Raw genomic sequence first — 18,183 nt, forward strand, 5'->3', positions numbered from 1 at the left:
GATATCCCGCCATGCCGCGCCAACGCAAATGGATACTTCCCGTCATAGCCCTCGCCGCCGTTGCGACTGCGACACTGCTCTGGCTCGAACTGCGCCCGGATGAGCTTGGCGACGCCTTCGCCAGCGGCAATGGCCGCATCGAGGCCACCGAGGTCGACATCGCCAGCAAGCTCGGCGGGCGGGTAGCCGAGATCCTCGTCGAGGAAGGCGCGTTCGTGGACGCCGGACAGATAGTCGCACGCATGGACACCCAGGTGCTGCAGGCGCAGCTCGCCCAGGCCCAGGCCCAGGTGCGCCAGGCGGAAAATGCCCGACGTACTGCGGATGCCCAGGTCAGCCTGCGCGAAAGCGAGAAACAGACCGCCGAAGCGGTGGTGCGCCAGCGCCAGGCCGAACTCTCTGCCGCGGAAAAGCGCCACGCGCGCAGCGTCACCCTGGTCAAGCGCAACGCCCTGCCGCAACAGCAACTGGACGATGACCTGGCGCGCCTGCAGAGCAGCCAGGCCGCCCTTGCTGCCGCCCGCTCCCAGGTGCAGTCGGCACAGGCCGGCATCACCGCGGCAAATTCCCAGGTGATCGAGGCCGAGTCGGCCATCGAGGCGGCCCGCGCCAGCGTCGACCGCCTGCAGGCGGATATAGACGACAGCGCGCTCAAGGCACCGCGCGCCGGCCGGGTGCAGTACCGCATTGCCCAGCCGGGCGAAGTGCTTGGCGCTGGCGGCAAGCTGCTCAACCTGGTCGATCTTTCCGATGTATACATGACCTTCTTCCTGCCCGAACGCCTGGCCGGCCGCATCGCCCTGGGCAGCGAAGTGCGACTGGTGATCGACGCCGCACCGGACTATGTGATCCCGGCCAGGGTCAGCTTTGTCGCCAGCGGCGCGCAGTTCACGCCCAAGACCGTGGAAACCGCCAGCGAGCGGGAGAAACTGATGTTCCGGATCAAGGCGCGAATCGATCCCGCGCTGCTCCAGCAGCACTTGGAGCAGGTCAAGACCGGGCTGCCCGGCATGGCCTATCTGCGCCTTGACCCCGAGGCCGAGTGGCCGGCTCGACTGACCCTCAAGCTGCCGCAATGAACGCGGCGCACGCGCCGGTCGCCCGACTGGCCGGAGTCACACTCGAATACGGCGCCACCCGTGCGCTGGACATTGCCGAGCTGACCCTGCCGGCGCGCTGCATGGTCGGCCTGATCGGTCCGGACGGCGTCGGCAAATCGAGCCTGCTGGCGCTTGTCGCCGGTGCCCGGCAGCTTCAGCAGGGGCGCGTCGAGGTCCTGGACGGCGACATGGCCAATCCGAGCCATCGCCGGCGGACCTGTCCGAACATCGCCTACATGCCGCAGGGCCTGGGCAAGAACCTCTACCCCACGCTTTCGGTGCAGGAAAACCTCGACTTCTTCGCTCGGCTGTTCGGCCAGGGCGCCGAGGAGCGTGCCCGGCGCATCGACCATCTGCTGCGCAGCACCGGCCTGGCAGCGTTCCGCGAGCGCCCCGCCGGCAAACTCTCCGGCGGCATGAAGCAGAAGCTCGGCCTGTGCTGCGCGCTGATCCACGACCCTGACCTGCTGATCCTCGACGAGCCGACCACTGGCGTCGATCCACTCTCACGCAACCACTTCTGGGAGCTGATCGAGCGCATCCGCCAGCAACGGCCGCAGATGAGCGTGCTGGTTGCCACCGCCTACATGGAGGAAGCCGAGCGCTTCGATCATCTGGTAGCGATGGATGCCGGTCGCGTGCTCGCCTGCGGCAGTCCGGCGCAGCTGCGCGCGGCTGCCGGCTGCGCCAGCCTGGAAGAGACCTTCATCGCCCTGCTGCCGGAGGAAAAGCGCCGCCAGCACCAGCCCCTGCGCATCACGCCTCGCGCGCTCGCTGCCGGGCCTGCGGAGATCGCCATCGAAGCCCGCGGGCTGACCTGCCGCTTTGGCGACTTCGTCGCTGTCGACGCGGTGGACTTTCGCATCGAGCGCGGCGAGATCTTCGGCTTCCTCGGCTCCAACGGCTGCGGCAAGTCGACCACCATGGAGATGCTCACCGGCCTGCTCGCAGCCAGCGAAGGCGAAGCACTGCTGTTCGGCCAGGCAGTCGACCCTCGCGACATGGCGACCCGCCGCCGGGTCGGCTACATGTCCCAGGCGTTCTCGCTCTACAGCGAACTGACGGTGCGCCAGAACCTGGTGCTGCACGCCCAGCTGTTCCACGTGCCGACCGAGCGGATCGAGTCCCGGGTGGCCGAGATGGCCGAGCGCTTCGAGCTGCAGAAGGTCATGGAGGCACTGCCGGAGCGCCTGCCACTGGGCGTGCGCCAGCGTCTGTCGCTGGCAGTCGCGGTGATCCACGGGCCGGAGATCCTGATCCTCGACGAGCCGACCTCCGGCGTCGACCCGATCGCCCGCGACCGCTTCTGGCAGCTGATGCTGGACCTGTCGCGCAACGACGGCGTGACCATCTTCATCTCCACCCACTTCATGAACGAGGCACAACGCTGCGATCGCATCTCGCTGATGCACGCCGGCAAGGTACTCGACAGCGACACTCCGCAAGGACTGATGGACAAGCGCGGCCTGGACAGCCTGGAGCAGACCTTCGTCGCCTACCTGCAGGAAGCCGCCGGTACTGATCAGCCTTCGGACTTCGCCATGCCGACAGCCGCACCGCACACCGCCAGACCCGCTCGCTTCAGCCTGTTGCGGCTGTTCAGCTATGCCTGGCGCGAATCACTGGAGCTGCGCCGCGACCCTATCCGCGGCAGCATGGCGCTGCTTGGCAGCGTGCTGCTGATGTTCATCATCGGCTACGGCATCAGTCTCGACGTGGAAGACCTCGCCTTCGCCGTACTCGATCGCGACCAGACCGGCAGCAGCCAGAACTACATCCTCAATCTCAGCGGTTCGCGCTATTTCATCGAGCAGCCACCGCTACGCGACCACGCCGATCTGGAACGACGCATGCGCAGCGGCGAGATCAGCCTGGCACTGGAGATACCGCCGCACTTCGGCCGCGACATCAAGCGCGGCGCCAGTCCCGAGGTCGGCGTATGGATCGACGGCAGCATGCCGACCCGCGCCGAGACCATCAAAGGCTACGTCCAGGGCATGCATGCCCACTACCTGCAGGAACTCGCGCAACGCTCGCCCCAGGCCGGCCAGCCGAGCCCTGCAAGCCTGGAGGTGCGCTACCGCTACAACCCCGACGTGGAAAGCCTCAAGGCCATGGTGCCGGCGGTCATACCGCTGCTGCTGATGCTGATCCCGGCGATGCTTACCGCCCTCGGCGTGGTCCGCGAGAAGGAACTGGGATCGATCATCAACCTCTACGTGACGCCGGTGACGCGCCTGGAATTCCTCCTCGGCAAGCAGCTGCCCTACATCGCCCTGGGTTTTCTCAACTGCCTGCTGCTGGTGCTGCTGGCGGTCACCCTGTTCGACGTGCCGCTCAAGGGCAGCCCGCTGACCCTGATGCTCGGCGGCCTGCTCTACGTCACCTGCGCCACCGGCCTGGGCCTGCTGATGTCGACCTTCACCCGCAGTCAGATCGCCGCGGTTTTCGGTACCGCAATCGCGACCCTGGTGCCGGCGATCCAGTTTTCCGGCCTGATCTACCCGGTATCGTCCCTTGAGGGACTCGGCGCCTGGATCGGCCAGCTCTATCCGACCTCGCACTTCCTGGTCATCAGCCGCGGGGCGTTCTCCAAGGCACTGGGACTCGGCGATCTGTACGGCTACTTCATTCCGTTGCTGATCGCGATCCCGGCACTGACCCTGCTCAGCGCCAATCTGCTGAAAAAACAGGAGCGCTGAGCCATGAAAATGAACGAGGTTGACCGCGGCGCCCGACGCGACAGCGCCCGCGGCAAACTGGCCAACGTCTTCCACCTGGGGGTCAAGGAGTTACGCAGCCTGGCCCGTGATGTGGCACTGCTGATCCTGATCGTCTGGGCCTTCAGCCTCGGCGTGCACACTGCCGCCACCAGCATGCCGGAGAGCCTGCACCACGCCTCGATCGGCATTGTCGACGAGGATCGCTCGCAGCTGTCCGCGCGCATCGTCGACGCCTTTCAGCCGCCCTACTTCCGTCCGCCGCAGATGATCGACCTGAACCAGATGGATCGCGGCATGGACGCAGGCATCTACACCTTCACCCTGAACATCCCCCCGAATTTCCAGCGCGACCTGCTGGCCGGACGCAAACCCTCGATCCAGCTCAACGTCGACGCCACCCAGGTCAGCCAGGCCTTCAGCGGTGCCGGCTATATCCAGGCGATCGGCGCCAGCGAGGTGGCCGACTTCCTGCGCCACTACCGGGCCAGCACCAGCGAGGCGGCGAGCCTGGCCATGCGCGTGCAGTTCAACCCCAACCTGACCCGTTCCTGGTTCGGCTCGGTGATGGAGGTGATCAACCAGATCACCATGCTGTCGATCATTCTCACCGGGGCCGCGCTGATCCGCGAACGCGAGCACGGCACCGTCGAGCACCTGCTGGTGATGCCGGTGACGCCGTTCGAGATCATGCTGGCGAAGGTCTGGTCGATGGGCCTGGTGGTGCTGGTGGCGGCTGCGCTGTCGCTGTTACTGGTGGTGCAGGGCTGGTTGCAGGTGCCGATCGAAGGCTCGCTGGCGCTGTTCCTGCTCGGCGCCGCGCTACACCTGTTCGCCACCACCTCGATGGGCATCTTCTTCGGCACCGTGGCGCGCTCGATGCCGCAGCTGGGACTGCTGATCATCCTGGTGTTGATGCCGCTGCAGATTCTCTCCGGCGGCACCACGCCGCGCGAAAGCATGCCCGAGCTGGTCCAGCAGATCATGCTGGCGGCACCCACCACGCACTTCGTCAGCCTGGCGCAGGCGATTCTCTATCGCGGCGCCGGTCTGGACATCGTCTGGCCGCAACTGCTGGCCATCACCGCAATAGGCTCGCTGTTCTTCCTCGGCGCGCTGGCACGCTTTCGCCGCACCCTGGCACAGATGGCGTAAGGGACAGCGGGACAGCGGGACAGCGGGACAGCCGGAGCAGGCCAGACGCCGGGGCCGGGGCCGGGGCCGGCTTCGGCTTGAAACCCGAGCCCGAAGCTTATGGCTTGCCGCCGCCTATTGAATGATCAGGTTGTTGAACAGCAGATCCTCCACCAGCGGCGCGCCCTCTTCGTCGTTGAGGATCTGCTGCACCTGCTTCAGCGCTTCCTGGCGCAGTTTTTCCTTGCCGTCGATGCCGGTCAGGGTCTCTTCGGTCTGCTGGGCGAACAGCATCACCAACTGGTTACGGATCAAGGGCTCGTGCAACTGCACCTTGGCCTGGGCGTCGGCGCCGGTGACGCGCAGCGAGATATCGGCCTTGTACAGCTTGAGGCGACTGCCCACCACGTAGTTGCCTACCAGCGGCGGCACCAGGGCCACGTAGGCAACCTGCGGTACTTCCTTCTTGTCCTCCTCGGCGAGTGCAAGCGATGGCAGGCACGCAGCCAGCAACAGGGAAATCCAGATCTTCACGTCAGCGTCCTCGCAGGGTAAGGCCGCTAGCATAGCCAGTCGCGGAGCCAGCCCCAAGCCCGGCGCTGATGCACGACTATCAGGGCGGCCCATGCTTGTTGACCACAGCGCCCCCCCACCTACACTGCTGAACCACTACAACCGCAGGAGTCCCCGATGAAAGCCGTATTGTGCAAAGCCTTCGGCCCGGCCGAGAACCTCGTCATTGAAGAGACCGCAAGCCCCGTCGCCAAGAAGAACGAGGTGGTGCTGGATGTACACGCGGCCGGTGTCAACTTCCCGGACACCCTGATCATCGAGGGCAAGTACCAGTTCAAGCCGCCCTTCCCTTTCTCCCCGGGCGGTGAGGCCGCAGGCGTGGTCTCCTCGGTCGGGGAAGGCGTGACGCACGTCAAACCGGGCGACAAGGTGATGTCGCTGACCGGTTGGGGCGCCTTCGCCGAGCAGGTTGCGGTACCCGCCTACAACGTGATGCCGATGCCGGCCGGCATGGAGTTCGCCCAGGCTGCCGCATTCAGCATGACCTACGGTACCTCGATGCACGCCCTCAAGCAGCGCGCCAACCTGCAGCCGGGTGAAACCCTGCTGGTACTTGGCGCGTCCGGCGGCGTCGGTCTGGCCGCGGTGGAGATCGCCAAGGCGATGGGCGCCAAGGTGATTGCCGCCGCCAGCAGCGACGAGAAGCTGGAGGTGGCGCGTAATGCCGGTGCCGACGTGCTGATCAACTACAGCACCGAAAGCCTCAAGGAGCGCCTGAAGGAAATCACCGAAGGCAAGGGCGTGGACGTGATCTATGACCCTGTCGGTGGCAGCTTCTTCGAAGAAGCCTTCCGCTCGATCGCCTGGAACGGCCGCTTCCTGGTCGTCGGCTTCGCTGCCGGTGGCGGCATCCCGGCGCTGCCGGCCAACCTGCCGCTGCTCAAGGGCGCCGCGCTGATCGGCGTGTTCTGGGGCTCGTTCGCCCAGCGCCAGCCGAAGGACAACCTGGCGAACTTCCAGCAGCTGATCAGCTGGTTCGACGAAGGCAAGCTCAAGCCACTGGTTTCGCAGACCTTCTCGCTGGAGCAGACCGCCGATGCGATCAACCACCTCGGCCAGCGCAAGGCCGTGGGCAAGGTCGTCATCAAGGTGCGCTGATAGCCCGCCTGCGACGACATGAAAAAAGCCGCCTTCGGGCGGCTTTTCTTTGCCTCTCTGCCGCGCCTAGCACCCTCTGCTCAAGGCGCGAGGAAGTCAGGATCAGCTGCGCGGCGCGTAGGCGAACACGTCGGCGCGCATCTGCCGCGGGTCCATGCCCGCCTCCACCAGCGCATCCAGCGTCGCATAGACCATTACCGGCGATCCGCTGGCATAGACATGCAGCGCAGCGAGATCGGCGAAGTCTTCACGCACGGCCTGATGCAGCAACCCCTTGCGCCCGGTCCAGCGCGGATCGTCGCTGACCACCTGGTGCAGGCTCAGCATGGGCTCGCGCTGCCAGTCCTGCCAGTGCGGCAACTCGTAGAAGTCTTCGGCGAACTTGACGCCCCAGTAGAGATGGACCGGATGAGCGAAACCTGCGGCGCGGCAGTGCTCGATCAGACTGTGCATCTGCGCCATCCCGGTACCCGCGGCAATCAGTACCAGCGGGCCATCCGGCAATTCAGCCAGATGCGTATCGCCAAAGGGCATCCTCACCCGCGCGAAGCCGCTCTGCACCAGATGGGCGAGCAAGGCTCGGGTACCTTCTTCACGTGCCAGCACGTGCAGTTCCAGCTCACGTCCGGCGTGCGGGGCCGAGGCCAGCGAGAAGGCCGAGTACTCGCCATCCTCCCGCCGCAACAGCAGGTACTGGCCCGCGTGATAGCGCGGCGCGCGCCCCGCCGGGGCGCGCAGGCGCAGGCGATGCACATCGCCGCCGACATCCTTGCAATCGATCAGTTGGCAGTTGAACTCGCGCGTGGGCAGCTCGCCGGGCGCCAGCACACCGTCCCAGTGCAGTACGCAGTCCTGTTCCGGCTCGGCCAGACAGGCGAATACCTCGCCGTGCTCCAGGCTCTTGTCGGCCTGACGCACCCGGCCGTTGACCAGCAGCGCGGCACAGATCTGGCAGTTGCCGTTGCGACAGCTCTGCGGACACTCGAATCCCTGGCGTCGCGCGGCATCGAGGATGCGTTCGCCCTGCTCGACCTGAAGCACCAGCCCGGAGGGTTGTAGGGTCACTTTCAACACGGTTCTCGAATCTCTATACAGCCGTTCCGTGGCTTGTGGCTTGTGGCTTGTGGCTTGTGGCTTGTGGCTTGTGGCTTGTGGCTTGTGGCTTGTGGCTTGTGGCTTGTGGCTTGTGGCTTGTGGCTTGTGGCTTGTGGCTTGTGGCTTGTGTTCAGTCTATGCCCAGTTCCGCCCAGAGGGCGTCAACGCGGCGACTGACCGCCTCGTCGCGTTCGATCACCCGCCCCCACTCGCGGCTGGTCTCGCCCGGCCACTTGTGGGTGGCATCCATGCCCATCTTGCTACCCAGGCCGGATACCGGCGAAGCGAAATCGAGGTAGTCGATCGGCGTGTTGTCGATCATCACGGTATCGCGCTTGGGGTCCATGCGCGTGGTGATGGCCCAGATCACGTCGTTCCAGTCGCGGGCATTGATGTCGTCGTCGGTGACGATGACGAACTTGGTGTACATGAACTGGCGCAGAAAGGACCAGACGCCGAGCATCACCCGCTTGGCGTGACCGGGGTACTGCTTCTTGATGGTCACTATCGCCATGCGATAGGAACAGCCTTCCGGTGGCAGATAGAAATCGGTGATCTCGGGAAATTGCTTCTGCAGGATCGGCACGAAGACTTCATTGAGCGCCACGCCAAGGATCGCAGGCTCATCCGGCGGCCGACCGGTGTAGGTGCTGTGGTAGATCGGCTGCTTTCTGCGGGTGATGCGCTCGACGGTGAACACCGGGAAGCGGTCGACTTCGTTGTAGTAACCGGTGTGGTCGCCGTAGGGACCCTCGTCCGCCATCTCGCCCGGGTAGATGTGCCCTTCCAGGACGATCTCGGCGCTGGCCGGCACCTGCAGATCGCTGCCGATACACTTGACCAGCTCGGTGCGGCTACCGCGCAGCAGACCGGCAAAGGCGTACTCGGAGAGACTGTCGGGCACCGGCGTGACCGCGCCGAGAATGGTCGCAGGGTCGGCGCCGAGCACCACCGCCACCGGATAGGGCTTGCCGGGAAACTTCTCGCACCAGTCGCGGAAATCCAGCGCGCCGCCGCGGTGGCTGAGCCAGCGCATGATGACCTTGTTGCGACCGATCACCTGCTGGCGATAGATGCCGAGGTTCTGTCGTTCCTTGTTCGGCCCGCGAGTGACCGTCAGGCCCCAGGTGATCAGCGGTGCTGCATCGCCCGGCCAGCAGTGCTGGATCGGCAGGCGCCCCAGATCGACCGCCTCGCCTTCCTCGATCACTTCCTGGCAGGCGCCGTCCTTGCGCACCTTGGGTGCCATCGACAGCACCTTGCGGAAGATCGGCAGCTTGTTCCAGGCATCCTTGAGCCCCTTGGGCGGCTCAGGTTCCTTGAGGAAGGCCAGCAGCTTGCCGATCTCGCGCAACGCCTCGGTACTCTCGGCGCCCATGCCCAGCGCCACCCGCTTCGGCGTGCCGAACAGATTGCCGAGCACCGGCATGTCGAAGCCTGTAGGGTTCTCGAACAGCAATGCCGGACCCTGTTTGCGCAGGGTCCGGTCGCAGATTTCGGTCATCTCCAGCACGGGAGAAACCGGCGTCTGGATGCGCTTGAGCTCGCCGCGCTGTTCCAGGCCACTGATGAAATCGCGTAGATCGCGGTACTGCATGCTTGAACCTCACGTCCGGCCGCAGGAAAGGCGCGAAGTGTAGCGCCGTTGGCGGCACGCTCGAAGTACGGACAGACAAAGGCCGGGTTTCCCCGGCCTCGGCAGTTCTTCCCGACGCTTACTTGCGCTTCATCGACTGGAAGAATTCCTCGTTGGTCTTGGTGTCCTTGAGACGGTCGAGGAGGAACTCGATGGCGGCGATCTCGTCCATCGGGTGCAGCAGCTTGCGCAGGATCCACATGCGCTGCAGCTCGTCGTCTGCGGTCAGCAACTCTTCGCGGCGGGTGCCGGCGCGGTTGATGTTGATGGCCGGGAACACGCGCTTCTCGGCGATACGACGATCAAGCGGCAGCTCCATGTTGCCGGTGCCCTTGAATTCCTCGTAGATCACCTCGTCCATCTTCGAGCCGGTCTCGACCAGCGCGGTGGCGATGATGGTCAGCGAACCGCCTTCCTCGATGTTGCGCGCTGCACCGAAGAAGCGCTTCGGCTTCTCCAGGGCATGAGCATCGACACCACCGGTAAGCACCTTGCCGGAGCTCGGAATCACGGTGTTGTAGGCACGCGCCAGACGGGTGATGGAGTCGAGCAGGATCACCACGTCCTTCTTGTGCTCGACCAGGCGCTTGGCCTTCTCGATCACCATCTCGGCGACCTGCACGTGGCGAGTCGGCGGTTCGTCGAAGGTCGAGGCGACCACTTCGCCGCGCACGGTGCGCTGCATCTCGGTCACTTCCTCGGGACGCTCGTCGATCAGCAGAACGATCAGATGGCATTCGGGGTTGTTGCGCGCGATGTTGGCGGCGATGTTCTGCAGCATGATGGTCTTGCCGGCTTTCGGCGGCGCAACGATCAGGCCGCGTTGACCCTTGCCGATCGGAGCGCAGAGGTCGATCACCCGGCCGGTGAGATCCTCGGTGGAGCCGTTACCGGCTTCCATGATCAGACGCTTGTTGGGGAACAGCGGCGTGAGGTTCTCGAACAGAATCTTGTTCTTCGCGTTTTCCGGCCGATCGTAGTTGATCGTGTCGACCTTGAGCAGAGCGAAGTAGCGCTCGCCTTCCTTCGGCGGACGGATCTTGCCGACGATGGTGTCGCCGGTACGCAGATTGAAGCGGCGGATCTGGCTGGGCGAGACATAGATGTCATCCGGGCCGGCCAGGTAGGAAGAGTCCGCGGAGCGCAGGAAACCGAAGCCGTCCTGGAGGATTTCCAGCACGCCGTCGCCGGAGATTTCTTCTCCGCTTTTCGCGTGCTTCTTCAACAGGGCGAAGATCACGTCCTGCTTGCGCGAACGGGCCATGTTCTCGATGCCCTGTTGTTCGGCCATTTCCAGCAGGTCGGTAATCGGTTTTTGCTTGAGTTCAGTCAGATTCATAGGAATGACGTAATCGTGAAGGAGGGGGGAAGCTGCTATCTAGCTTGGGAAGCCGGGCCGCGGAAGAAGGCGACAGGTCGCGAACAATCAGAATGGGGGGCGGCACGGCATGCAGGGGATCACGGAGGATCGTGACGCACCGAATCTAACACTGGCACAAAGCGGGCGTCCAGCCTCTTTTTCGCACAAGTGCAAACGCACCGGACAGCGACATGTCGCCTGCCCGGTGCGTCAGGGAACGCCTGAAACGCTGCGGTTTCAGATGTTGCTATCCAGAAAAGCCGCCAGCTGCGACTTCGACAGCGCGCCGACCTTGGTCGCCTCGACATTGCCGCCCTTGAACAGCATCAGCGTGGGGATGCCACGCACGCCGTACTTCGGCGGGGTGTCCTGGTTCTCGTCGATGTTCAGCTTGCAGACCTTCAGCTTGCCCTGGTAGGTCTGGGCGATCTCGTCGAGTACCGGCGCGATCATCTTGCACGGCCCGCACCACTCGGCCCAGTAGTCGACCAGAACCGGTCCGTCGGCCTGGAGCACATCCTGTTCAAAGCTGGCATCGCTGACATTGAAGATGAGTTCGCTCATGGAAATCTCCGGGTATCGCAAACGAAAAAGTGGCCGCCATCATAGCCGGGGTTGCCCGTCATCGAAAGCCAATCACCATTGAGACTGGCTATGGCCCGCCGCAAGGCAATCCATGACGCCGCCCTGGGGCCCTGCGTCGGACCTTGCAGCCGACCAGCGTCACGCCTGCGGCAGCTTTGCGCGTTGGCTCGAAGGCGCGGTCGTGGCAGGATGGCCCAGTTTTGTTCCGGATGCGGACCCATGCCCCAAAGCCCAGCGAAGAACTTTCCCCTGATCGCCGCCATCGACCTTGGCTCGAACAGCTTCCATATGCTTCTGGCAAAGGCGGATCACGGAGAGATCCGCATCCTCGAACGCCTCGGCGACAAGGTCCAGCTGGCCGCCGGTATCGACGAGCAGCGCCAGCTCAGCGAAGAAGCCATGCAGCGTGGCCTGGATTGCCTGAAGCGCTTCGCGCAACTGATCCAGGGCCTGCCGCCGGGCGCCGTGCGGATCGTCGGCACCAATGCCCTGCGCGAAGCGCGTAACCGCGCAGAGTTCATCCGCCGGGCCGAGGCGATCCTCTGCCACCCGGTCGAGGTCATCTCCGGCCGCGAGGAAGCGCGACTGATCTACCTGGGTGTCTCGCACAGCATCGCCGACACCGCCGGCAAGCGCCTGGTGGTCGACATCGGCGGCGGCAGCACCGAGTTCATCATCGGCCAGCGCTTCGAACCGCTGCTGCGCGAGAGCCTGCAGATGGGCTGCGTCAGCTACACCCAGCGGCATTTTCGCGACGGCAAGATCACTCCGGCTCGCTTCGCGCAGGCCTATACGGCCGCGCGGCTGGAACTGATGAGCATCGAGCAGGGCCTGCAACGCCTCGGCTGGCAGGAAACCGTCGGCGCCTCGGGCACCATCCGTGCCGTCGGCCTGGCGATCCAGGGCGCAGGACTGGGCAACGGCGAGGTCAACGCCGAAGGCCTGGCGTGGCTCAAGCGCCGCGTACTCAAGCTGGGCGAGGTCGACAAGATCGACTTCGACGGCGTCAAACCGGATCGCCGGGCGATCTTCCCGGCAGGCCTGGCAATCCTCGAAGCCATCTTCGACGCACTGGGGCTTACCCAGATGCACCACTCAGAAGGTGCGTTGCGCGAGGGCGTGCTCAACGACCTGCTCGGCCGCCATCAGCACGAAGACGTCCGCGAGCGGACGCTGGGCGCCCTGATGGAGCGCTGCCACGTCGACATGGAGCAGGCGGCACGGGTAGAGGCCAAGGCGCTCTCGGCACTGGAACAGGTGGCCGCCGCCTGGAATCTGCAGGAAGACTGGCATCGCGAACTGCTCAGCTGGGCGGCGCGCGTACACGAGGTGGGCCTGGACATCGCCCACTACCAGTATCACAAGCATGGCGCCTACCTGATCGAGCACTCCGATCTGGCGGGCTTCTCGCGTCAGGATCAGTCGATGCTGGCGCTGCTGGTGCGAGGACACAGGCGCAACATCCCGCAGGAGAAGTTCGCCGAACTGCGCGAGGACGGCGACAGCCTCGTGCGGCTCTGCATCCTGCTGCGCTTCGCGATCCTGTTCCATCACATCCGCGGCACCCAGGAGATGCCCAAGGTGAAGCTGGTGGCATCCGAGCGCAGCCTGGAGCTGGTGTTTCCGGCCGACTGGCTGGAAGCCAACCCGCTGACCAAGGCCGACTTCGAGCTCGAGGCCCAGTGGCTGGCGCGGGTCGGTTACAGCCTCAGCGCACGCTGAGGCTGCGTATTCAGCGCGCGACGACCAACGGACTGGCGAGCTTTTCGAACAGCGCCTGCTGCGCGCTGCGCGAGTTCTGATTGCCACTCGGGGTGATGCGCTGGTAGCTGCCATCCGCCTGCATCGCCCAGGCCTGGGTGTTGTCGGTCAGATAGCTTTCCAACTCCTTCTTCACCCGCATCAGCAGTTTCTTGCCCTCCACCGGGAAGCAGGTCTCGACACGCTTGTCGAGGTTGCGCTCCATCCAGTCGGCACTCGACAGATAGATCTGCTCCTCGCCGCCATTGAGGAAGTAGTAGATGCGCGTGTGCTCGAGAAAGCGACCGATGATCGAACGCACCTGGATATTGTGCGAAACACCAGGAACACTCGGACGCAGACAGCACATCCCGCGCACCACCAGATCGATCTTCACCCCCGCCTGACTGGCCTTGTACAGCGCGCGAATCACCTTGGCATCGGTCAGCGCGTTGCATTTGGCAATGATGTGCGCCGGCTTGCCCTCCAGCGCGTTGGCGGTCTCCCTGGCGATCATGTCGAGGATGCCCTTCTTCAGCGTGAAGGGCGCGTGCAGCAGCTTCTTCATGCGCAGGGTCTTGCCCATGCCGATCAACTGGCTGAACAGCTTGGAGACGTCTTCGCAGAGCGCGTCGTCCGAAGTCAGCAGACTGTAGTCGGTGTATAGCCGGGCGTTGCCGGCGTGGTAGTTACCGGTACCCAGATGCGCATAGCGCACCAGCTCGCCATTCTCCCGGCGCAGGATGAGGATCATCTTGGCGTGGGTCTTGTAGCCGACCACGCCATAGATGACCACCGCGCCGGCGGCCTGCAGACGGCTGGCGAGTGCCAGGTTGGACTCTTCGTCGAAGCGCGCACGCAGCTCGATCACCACCGTGACCTCCTTGCCGTTGCGCGCAGCATCGACCAGGGCATCGACGATCTCCGAGTTGGCACCGGAGCGATAGAGCGTCTGCTTGATCGCCAGCACGTTCGGGTCCTTGGCGGCCTGGCGCAGCAGGTCGACCACCGGCGTGAAGGATTCGAAAGGGTGCATCAGCAGGATGTCCTGCTTGCCGACAACACTGAAGATGTTCTCGGCGTTTTGCAGCAGGCGCGGGATCACTGGTGTGAAGGGAGCGAACTGCAGCTCCGGGTGGCTTTCCAGGCCGGTGACGCTGAACAGCCGCGTCAGGTTGACCGGGCCGTTGACCCGATACAGCTCGCTCTCCGCCAGGTTGAACTGGCGCAACAGGTAGTTGGTGAGGTGCGCAGGGCAGGTATCCACCACCTCCAGGCGCACCGCATCACCGTAACGACGACTGAACAGCTCGCCGCGCAACGCACGCGCCAGGTCCTCGACATCCTCGGCATCCACCGAAAGATCGGCGTTGCGGGTCAGGCGGAACTGGTAGCAACCCTTCACCGTCATGCCCTGGAACAGGTCGTCGGCATGCGCATGGATCATCGAGGACAGAAACACGTAATTGTCGCCAGGCCCACCGACCTCGGGGGGAACCCGGATGATCCGTGGCAGCAGGCGTGGCGCAGGAATGATCGCCAGACCCGAATCCCGGCCGAAGGCATCCACGCCTTCCAGTTCGACGATGAAGTTCAGACTCTTGTTCACCAACAGCGGAAACGGGTGCGTCGGATCGAGCCCGATCGGCGTGATGATGGGCGCGATCTCCTCACGGAAGTAGCGACGCACCCAGGTCTTGAGCTTGGTGGTCCAGTGTCGGCGGCGGATGAAGTTGATCTGATGCTTGGCCAGCTCCGGCAACAGGATGTCGTTGAGGATGCGGTACTGCCGCGCAACCTGCTCGTGAACCTGCTCGCTGATCCGCGCCAGTGCCTGGTGCGGCTGCAGGCCATCGGCACCGGCCTGTTCACGGGCAAAGTTGATCTGCTTCTTCAGGCCGGCCACGCGGATCTCGAAGAACTCGTCGAGGTTGCTGGAAAAGATCAGCAGGAACTTCAACCGCTCGAGCAGCGGATGGGACTCGTCCAGCGCCTGTTCCAGCACGCGGATATTGAACTGCAGCTGGGCCAGCTCGCGGTGGCTGTAAAGGCTGCTGTCATCCAGGCTCACCGGCGGAGGCGGCACCTCCACGACCGGCTCGGCCGGTAGAATCTCCGGCAGTTCGACGGGATTGAGGTCCTGGGGTTCGAGTCCTTCGCTGTTCATCGCATCTTCTCGGGGAGGTTCAGCCCTGCAGCAGCTCGGCGGCGCGCACGGCGAAATAGGTGAGGATGCCATCGGCACCCGCTCGTTTGAAGGCCGTCAGCGACTCGAGAATCACCGCCTCGGAGAGCCAGCCGTTCTGGATCGCAGCCATGTGCATGGCGTACTCGCCACTGACCTGATAGACGAAGGTCGGCGCACGGAATTCCTCCTTCACTCGCCAGAGGATGTCCAGATAGGGCATGCCCGGCTTGACCATGACCATGTCGGCCCCCTCGGCCAGGTCGGCGGCGACTTCATGCAGTGCTTCGTTGGCATTCGCCGGGTCCATCTGGTAAGTGGACTTGTTGCCCTTGCCCAGGTTCGCCGCGGATCCGACCGCGTCGCGGAACGGCCCGTAATAGGCGCTGGCGTACTTGGCCGAGTAGGCCATGATCCGCACATTGGAGTGTTCGGCCAGCTCCAGCGCCTCGCGGATCGCCTGCACCCTGCCATCCATCATGTCCGACGGCGCCACGACCTGGGCACCGGCATCCGCATGCGACAGCGCCTGTTTTACCAGCGCATCGACAGTGATGTCGTTGAGCACGTAACCGTTCTCATCGAGGATGCCGTCCTGGCCATGCGTGGTGAAGGGGTCCAGCGCCACGTCGCTGATCACGCCCAGCTCGGGAAACTTCGCACGTAGCGCCCGGATCGCCCGCTGGGCGACGCCCTGCGGATTCCAGGCTTCCTCGGCCAGCAGCGATTTTTTCTCCAGAGGCGTAACCGGAAACAGCGCCAGCGCCGGAATGCCCAGCGCCACCCAGCGCTCGGCCTCGATCAGCAGCTGGTCAATGGAAAGACGCTCCACCCCGGGCATCGACGCAACCACCTCGCGGCGATTCTCCCCGTCCAGCACGAACACCGGCAGGATCAGATCGTCGACGCTCAACCGATGCTCCCGCACCAGGCGGCGGGAGAAGTCGTCGCGCCGATTGCGACGCAGGCGAGTGGCGGGGAAAAGACGATTGGCTGGGGTAAAGCTCACGGCGGACTCCATGACCCTCGACGGGCAAGCTGTGGCGGTTATAGGGTGGCCAGATGACCGATTGATGACAGCCGGGCACAAACCCTGGGGGCTCTTCCCATTGTCTGCCAGGCTGCCCTGGCAGTCGAGCACGGGCGGCGCGCTGAACCGAGGCACGCTGCGGTGTTCCAACTTTCATCAGCGGCCGAAGAGCATTCCAGCGCGGTCCGGAACAGGATAGATTGCCTGCCAGCAGCGCTCGCAGGCGGATCCGCCCGCGCAGCCGGCCAATTCCACAGGAGCCTTGTATGCAAAAGAAAGTTGCGGTGATTCTCTCCGGCTGCGGCGTCTACGACGGCAGCGAAATCCACGAAGCCGTGATCACCCTGCTGCGCCTCGACCAGCGCGGTGCCCATGCCCAATGCTTTGCACCCAATATTCCGCAGTTCCACGTGGTCGACCATCTCACCGGCGAGGTCAGTGGGGAAACTCGCAACGTGCTTACCGAATCCGCCCGCATCGCCCGCGGTGAAGTGAAGGATGTGCGCCAGCTGCACGCGGCGGAATTCGACGCCCTGATCATTCCGGGCGGCTTCGGCGCAGCGAAGAACCTGTCCGATTTCGCCGTGGCGGGCGCCGCCTGCTGCGTCCAGCATGACGTGCTGCTCGCCGCCCGCGCGTTCGTCGAAGCCGGCAAGCCGATCGGCATGATGTGCATCGCCCCGGCACTGGCCGCGCAGATCTTCGGCAACCAGGTGACCTGCACCATCGGCAGCGACCCGGATACCGCAGCAGCAATCAATCAGATGGGCGCGACCCACGAAGACTGCCTGGTCGGGGACATCGTCGAGGACCAGGCACGCAAGCTGGTGACTACGCCGGCCTACATGCTCGCCCAATCGATCAGCGAAGCGGCGGGTGGGATCTACAAGCTGGTGGACCGGATCATCGAGATGACCCAGCACGACGACTGACGCGGTGACGACCACCTGGCCGCCAACCCGACTCCAATAACAACAAGGTCTGCCACAGATGTCCCACGCGCCCTTCGTACTTGGCCCCGAGCAGGAGCAGGCGGTACGCCGCCTGTTCGACCAGATCCCGTTCAACCTCTTCCTCGGCATCACCCTCACCGAAGTCACCCAGGAGCGGGTGAAGATGGAACTGCCGATGAAGCCCGAGCTGATCGGCAACCATTTCCAGGGAATTCTGCATGGCGGGGCGATTGCCACCCTGCTCGACGTAGCCGGAGGAGCGATGGCGCTGATCGGCGCCTTCGAGCGCCATCACCAGCTGCCGACGGCGGAACGCATGGCGCGGCTGGCCAAGCTCGGCACCATCGATTTGCGAGTGGACTACCTGCGCCCAGGACGCGGCACGCTGTTCACCGCCGACGCCACTCTGCTGCGCTCCGGCAACAAGGTCGCGGTGGTCCGCAGTGAACTGCATAACGAGGAAGGTGTGCGGGTCGCGGTCGGCACCGGCACCTATCTCTGCGGCTAGCGCGAAGCCGCCTGCAAGCGCGTGAGGATGCGATCCAGCGCATTGGCGAACGCCTGCTTGTCCCGATCCGAGTAGGCGCCCTGGCCGCCGCCGACCTGCCCCTGCTCGCGCAGGTCAGTGAACAGGTTGCGCACCGCCAGCCGCTCACCCATGTTGCTTTCGTCAAATTCGCGGCCGCGCGGATCGAGCGCAGCCACGCCCTTCTTCACCAGTCGGTCGGCCAGGGGAATGTCGCTGCAGATCACCAGCTCGCCCGGTAGCGCATGCTCCACCAGATAGTCGTCGGCAGCATCCGGCCCGCTGGGCACTACTATCAGTTTCACGCAGGCGAACGCTGGCTTGATCTGTGGCTGCCCGGCAACCAGGACCACGTCGAACTTTCGCTTGAGGGCAAACTTGACCAGCTGGTCCTTGGCCGCACGAGGGCAGGCATCGGCATCGATCCAGACACGCATCGGATTGGCGA

General features: G+C 64.5%; 15 protein-coding genes. 7 read left to right on the forward strand and 8 right to left on the reverse strand.

Annotation, left to right across the window (positions count from 1 at the left end; all coding sequences use genetic code 11):
* Positions 1–11 precede the first annotated feature (11 nt).
* The 3 genes from DBO85_RS07285 to DBO85_RS07295 are packed head-to-tail and all read left to right on the forward strand — an operon-like array spanning position 12 to position 4,975.
* Positions 12–1,079: an HlyD family secretion protein gene (locus DBO85_RS07285; protein ID WP_108106603.1), complete on the forward strand. Its 1,068-nt coding sequence runs from the start codon at positions 12–14 to the stop codon at positions 1,077–1,079.
* On the forward strand, positions 1,076–3,802 hold the full coding sequence (gene rbbA, locus DBO85_RS07290) for a ribosome-associated ATPase/putative transporter RbbA (RefSeq protein ID WP_108106604.1): 2,727 nt from the start codon (positions 1,076–1,078) through the stop codon (positions 3,800–3,802). The genes DBO85_RS07285 and rbbA overlap by 4 nt, the downstream gene beginning before the upstream one ends.
* 9 nt (positions 3,803–3,811) lie before the next feature.
* Positions 3,812–4,975 (forward strand): ABC transporter permease, encoded by a 1,164-nt coding sequence (locus DBO85_RS07295; RefSeq protein ID WP_108106632.1) that lies wholly within the window; start codon positions 3,812–3,814, stop codon positions 4,973–4,975.
* A gap of 114 nt (positions 4,976–5,089) precedes the next feature.
* Here the strand turns inward: DBO85_RS07295 and DBO85_RS07300 are convergent, their stop codons facing one another.
* A complete protein-coding gene (locus tag DBO85_RS07300) occupies positions 5,090–5,521 on the reverse strand; it encodes a flagellar basal body-associated protein FliL (RefSeq protein WP_108106605.1) in 432 nt (143 codons plus the stop codon).
* Positions 5,522–5,644: 123 nt separating this feature from the next.
* Between DBO85_RS07300 and DBO85_RS07305 the strand changes: the two genes are divergently transcribed.
* Complete coding sequence (locus DBO85_RS07305) at positions 5,645–6,625, forward strand: NADPH:quinone oxidoreductase family protein (protein WP_108106606.1); 981 nt, start codon at positions 5,645–5,647, stop codon at positions 6,623–6,625.
* A 102-nt stretch (positions 6,626–6,727) separates the two neighbouring features.
* Here the strand turns inward: DBO85_RS07305 and DBO85_RS07310 are convergent, their stop codons facing one another.
* From DBO85_RS07310 to trxA, 4 genes are all read right to left on the reverse strand, one after another.
* A complete protein-coding gene (locus tag DBO85_RS07310) occupies positions 6,728–7,696 on the reverse strand; it encodes a CDP-6-deoxy-delta-3,4-glucoseen reductase (RefSeq protein WP_108106607.1) in 969 nt (322 codons plus the stop codon).
* A 154-nt stretch (positions 7,697–7,850) separates the two neighbouring features.
* Positions 7,851–9,317 (reverse strand): 4-hydroxy-3-polyprenylbenzoate decarboxylase, encoded by a 1,467-nt coding sequence (ubiD, locus tag DBO85_RS07315; RefSeq protein ID WP_108106608.1) that lies wholly within the window; start codon positions 9,315–9,317, stop codon positions 7,851–7,853.
* 118 nt (positions 9,318–9,435) lie between these two features.
* Positions 9,436–10,695: a transcription termination factor Rho gene (gene rho, locus DBO85_RS07320; RefSeq protein WP_108106609.1), complete on the reverse strand. Its 1,260-nt coding sequence runs from the start codon at positions 10,693–10,695 to the stop codon at positions 9,436–9,438.
* Positions 10,696–10,953: 258 nt separating this feature from the next.
* Positions 10,954–11,280 carry a thioredoxin TrxA gene (gene trxA / locus DBO85_RS07325; protein ID WP_108106610.1) on the reverse strand — a complete coding sequence of 109 codons (327 nt, stop codon included), beginning with the start codon at positions 11,278–11,280 and terminating at the stop codon, positions 10,954–10,956.
* A 240-nt stretch (positions 11,281–11,520) separates the two neighbouring features.
* On the opposite strand from trxA, the gene ppx reads away from it, so the two are divergent.
* Positions 11,521–13,023 carry an exopolyphosphatase gene (gene ppx, locus DBO85_RS07330; protein ID WP_108106611.1) on the forward strand — a complete coding sequence of 501 codons (1,503 nt, stop codon included), beginning with the start codon at positions 11,521–11,523 and terminating at the stop codon, positions 13,021–13,023.
* A 10-nt stretch (positions 13,024–13,033) separates the two neighbouring features.
* On the opposite strand, the gene ppk1 is transcribed toward ppx, so the two are convergent.
* Positions 13,034–15,208, reverse strand: a complete 2,175-nt coding sequence (ppk1, locus tag DBO85_RS07335; protein WP_108106612.1) for a polyphosphate kinase 1 — start codon at positions 15,206–15,208, stop codon at positions 13,034–13,036.
* A gap of 19 nt (positions 15,209–15,227) precedes the next feature.
* On the reverse strand, positions 15,228–16,235 hold the full coding sequence (gene hemB / locus DBO85_RS07340) for a porphobilinogen synthase (RefSeq protein WP_108106613.1): 1,008 nt from the start codon (positions 16,233–16,235) through the stop codon (positions 15,228–15,230).
* A gap of 287 nt (positions 16,236–16,522) precedes the next feature.
* Here hemB and elbB point away from each other — a divergent pair, with 287 nt between their 5' ends.
* A complete protein-coding gene (gene elbB / locus DBO85_RS07345; RefSeq protein ID WP_108106614.1) occupies positions 16,523–17,188 on the forward strand; it encodes an isoprenoid biosynthesis glyoxalase ElbB in 666 nt (221 codons plus the stop codon).
* A gap of 58 nt (positions 17,189–17,246) precedes the next feature.
* On the forward strand, positions 17,247–17,717 hold the full coding sequence (locus tag DBO85_RS07350; protein ID WP_108106615.1) for a thioesterase family protein: 471 nt from the start codon (positions 17,247–17,249) through the stop codon (positions 17,715–17,717).
* Here the strand turns inward: DBO85_RS07350 and DBO85_RS07355 are convergent.
* Positions 17,714–18,172 carry a YaiI/YqxD family protein gene (locus DBO85_RS07355; protein WP_108106616.1) on the reverse strand — a complete coding sequence of 153 codons (459 nt, stop codon included), beginning with the start codon at positions 18,170–18,172 and terminating at the stop codon, positions 17,714–17,716. The two genes, DBO85_RS07350 and DBO85_RS07355, sit on opposite strands and share 4 nt — an antisense overlap.
* Positions 18,173–18,183: the final 11 nt, after the last annotated feature.

It is taken from the genome of Pseudomonas mangrovi (assembly GCF_003052585.1).
Classification (GTDB): Bacteria; Pseudomonadota; Gammaproteobacteria; order Pseudomonadales; family Pseudomonadaceae; genus Aquipseudomonas; species Aquipseudomonas mangrovi.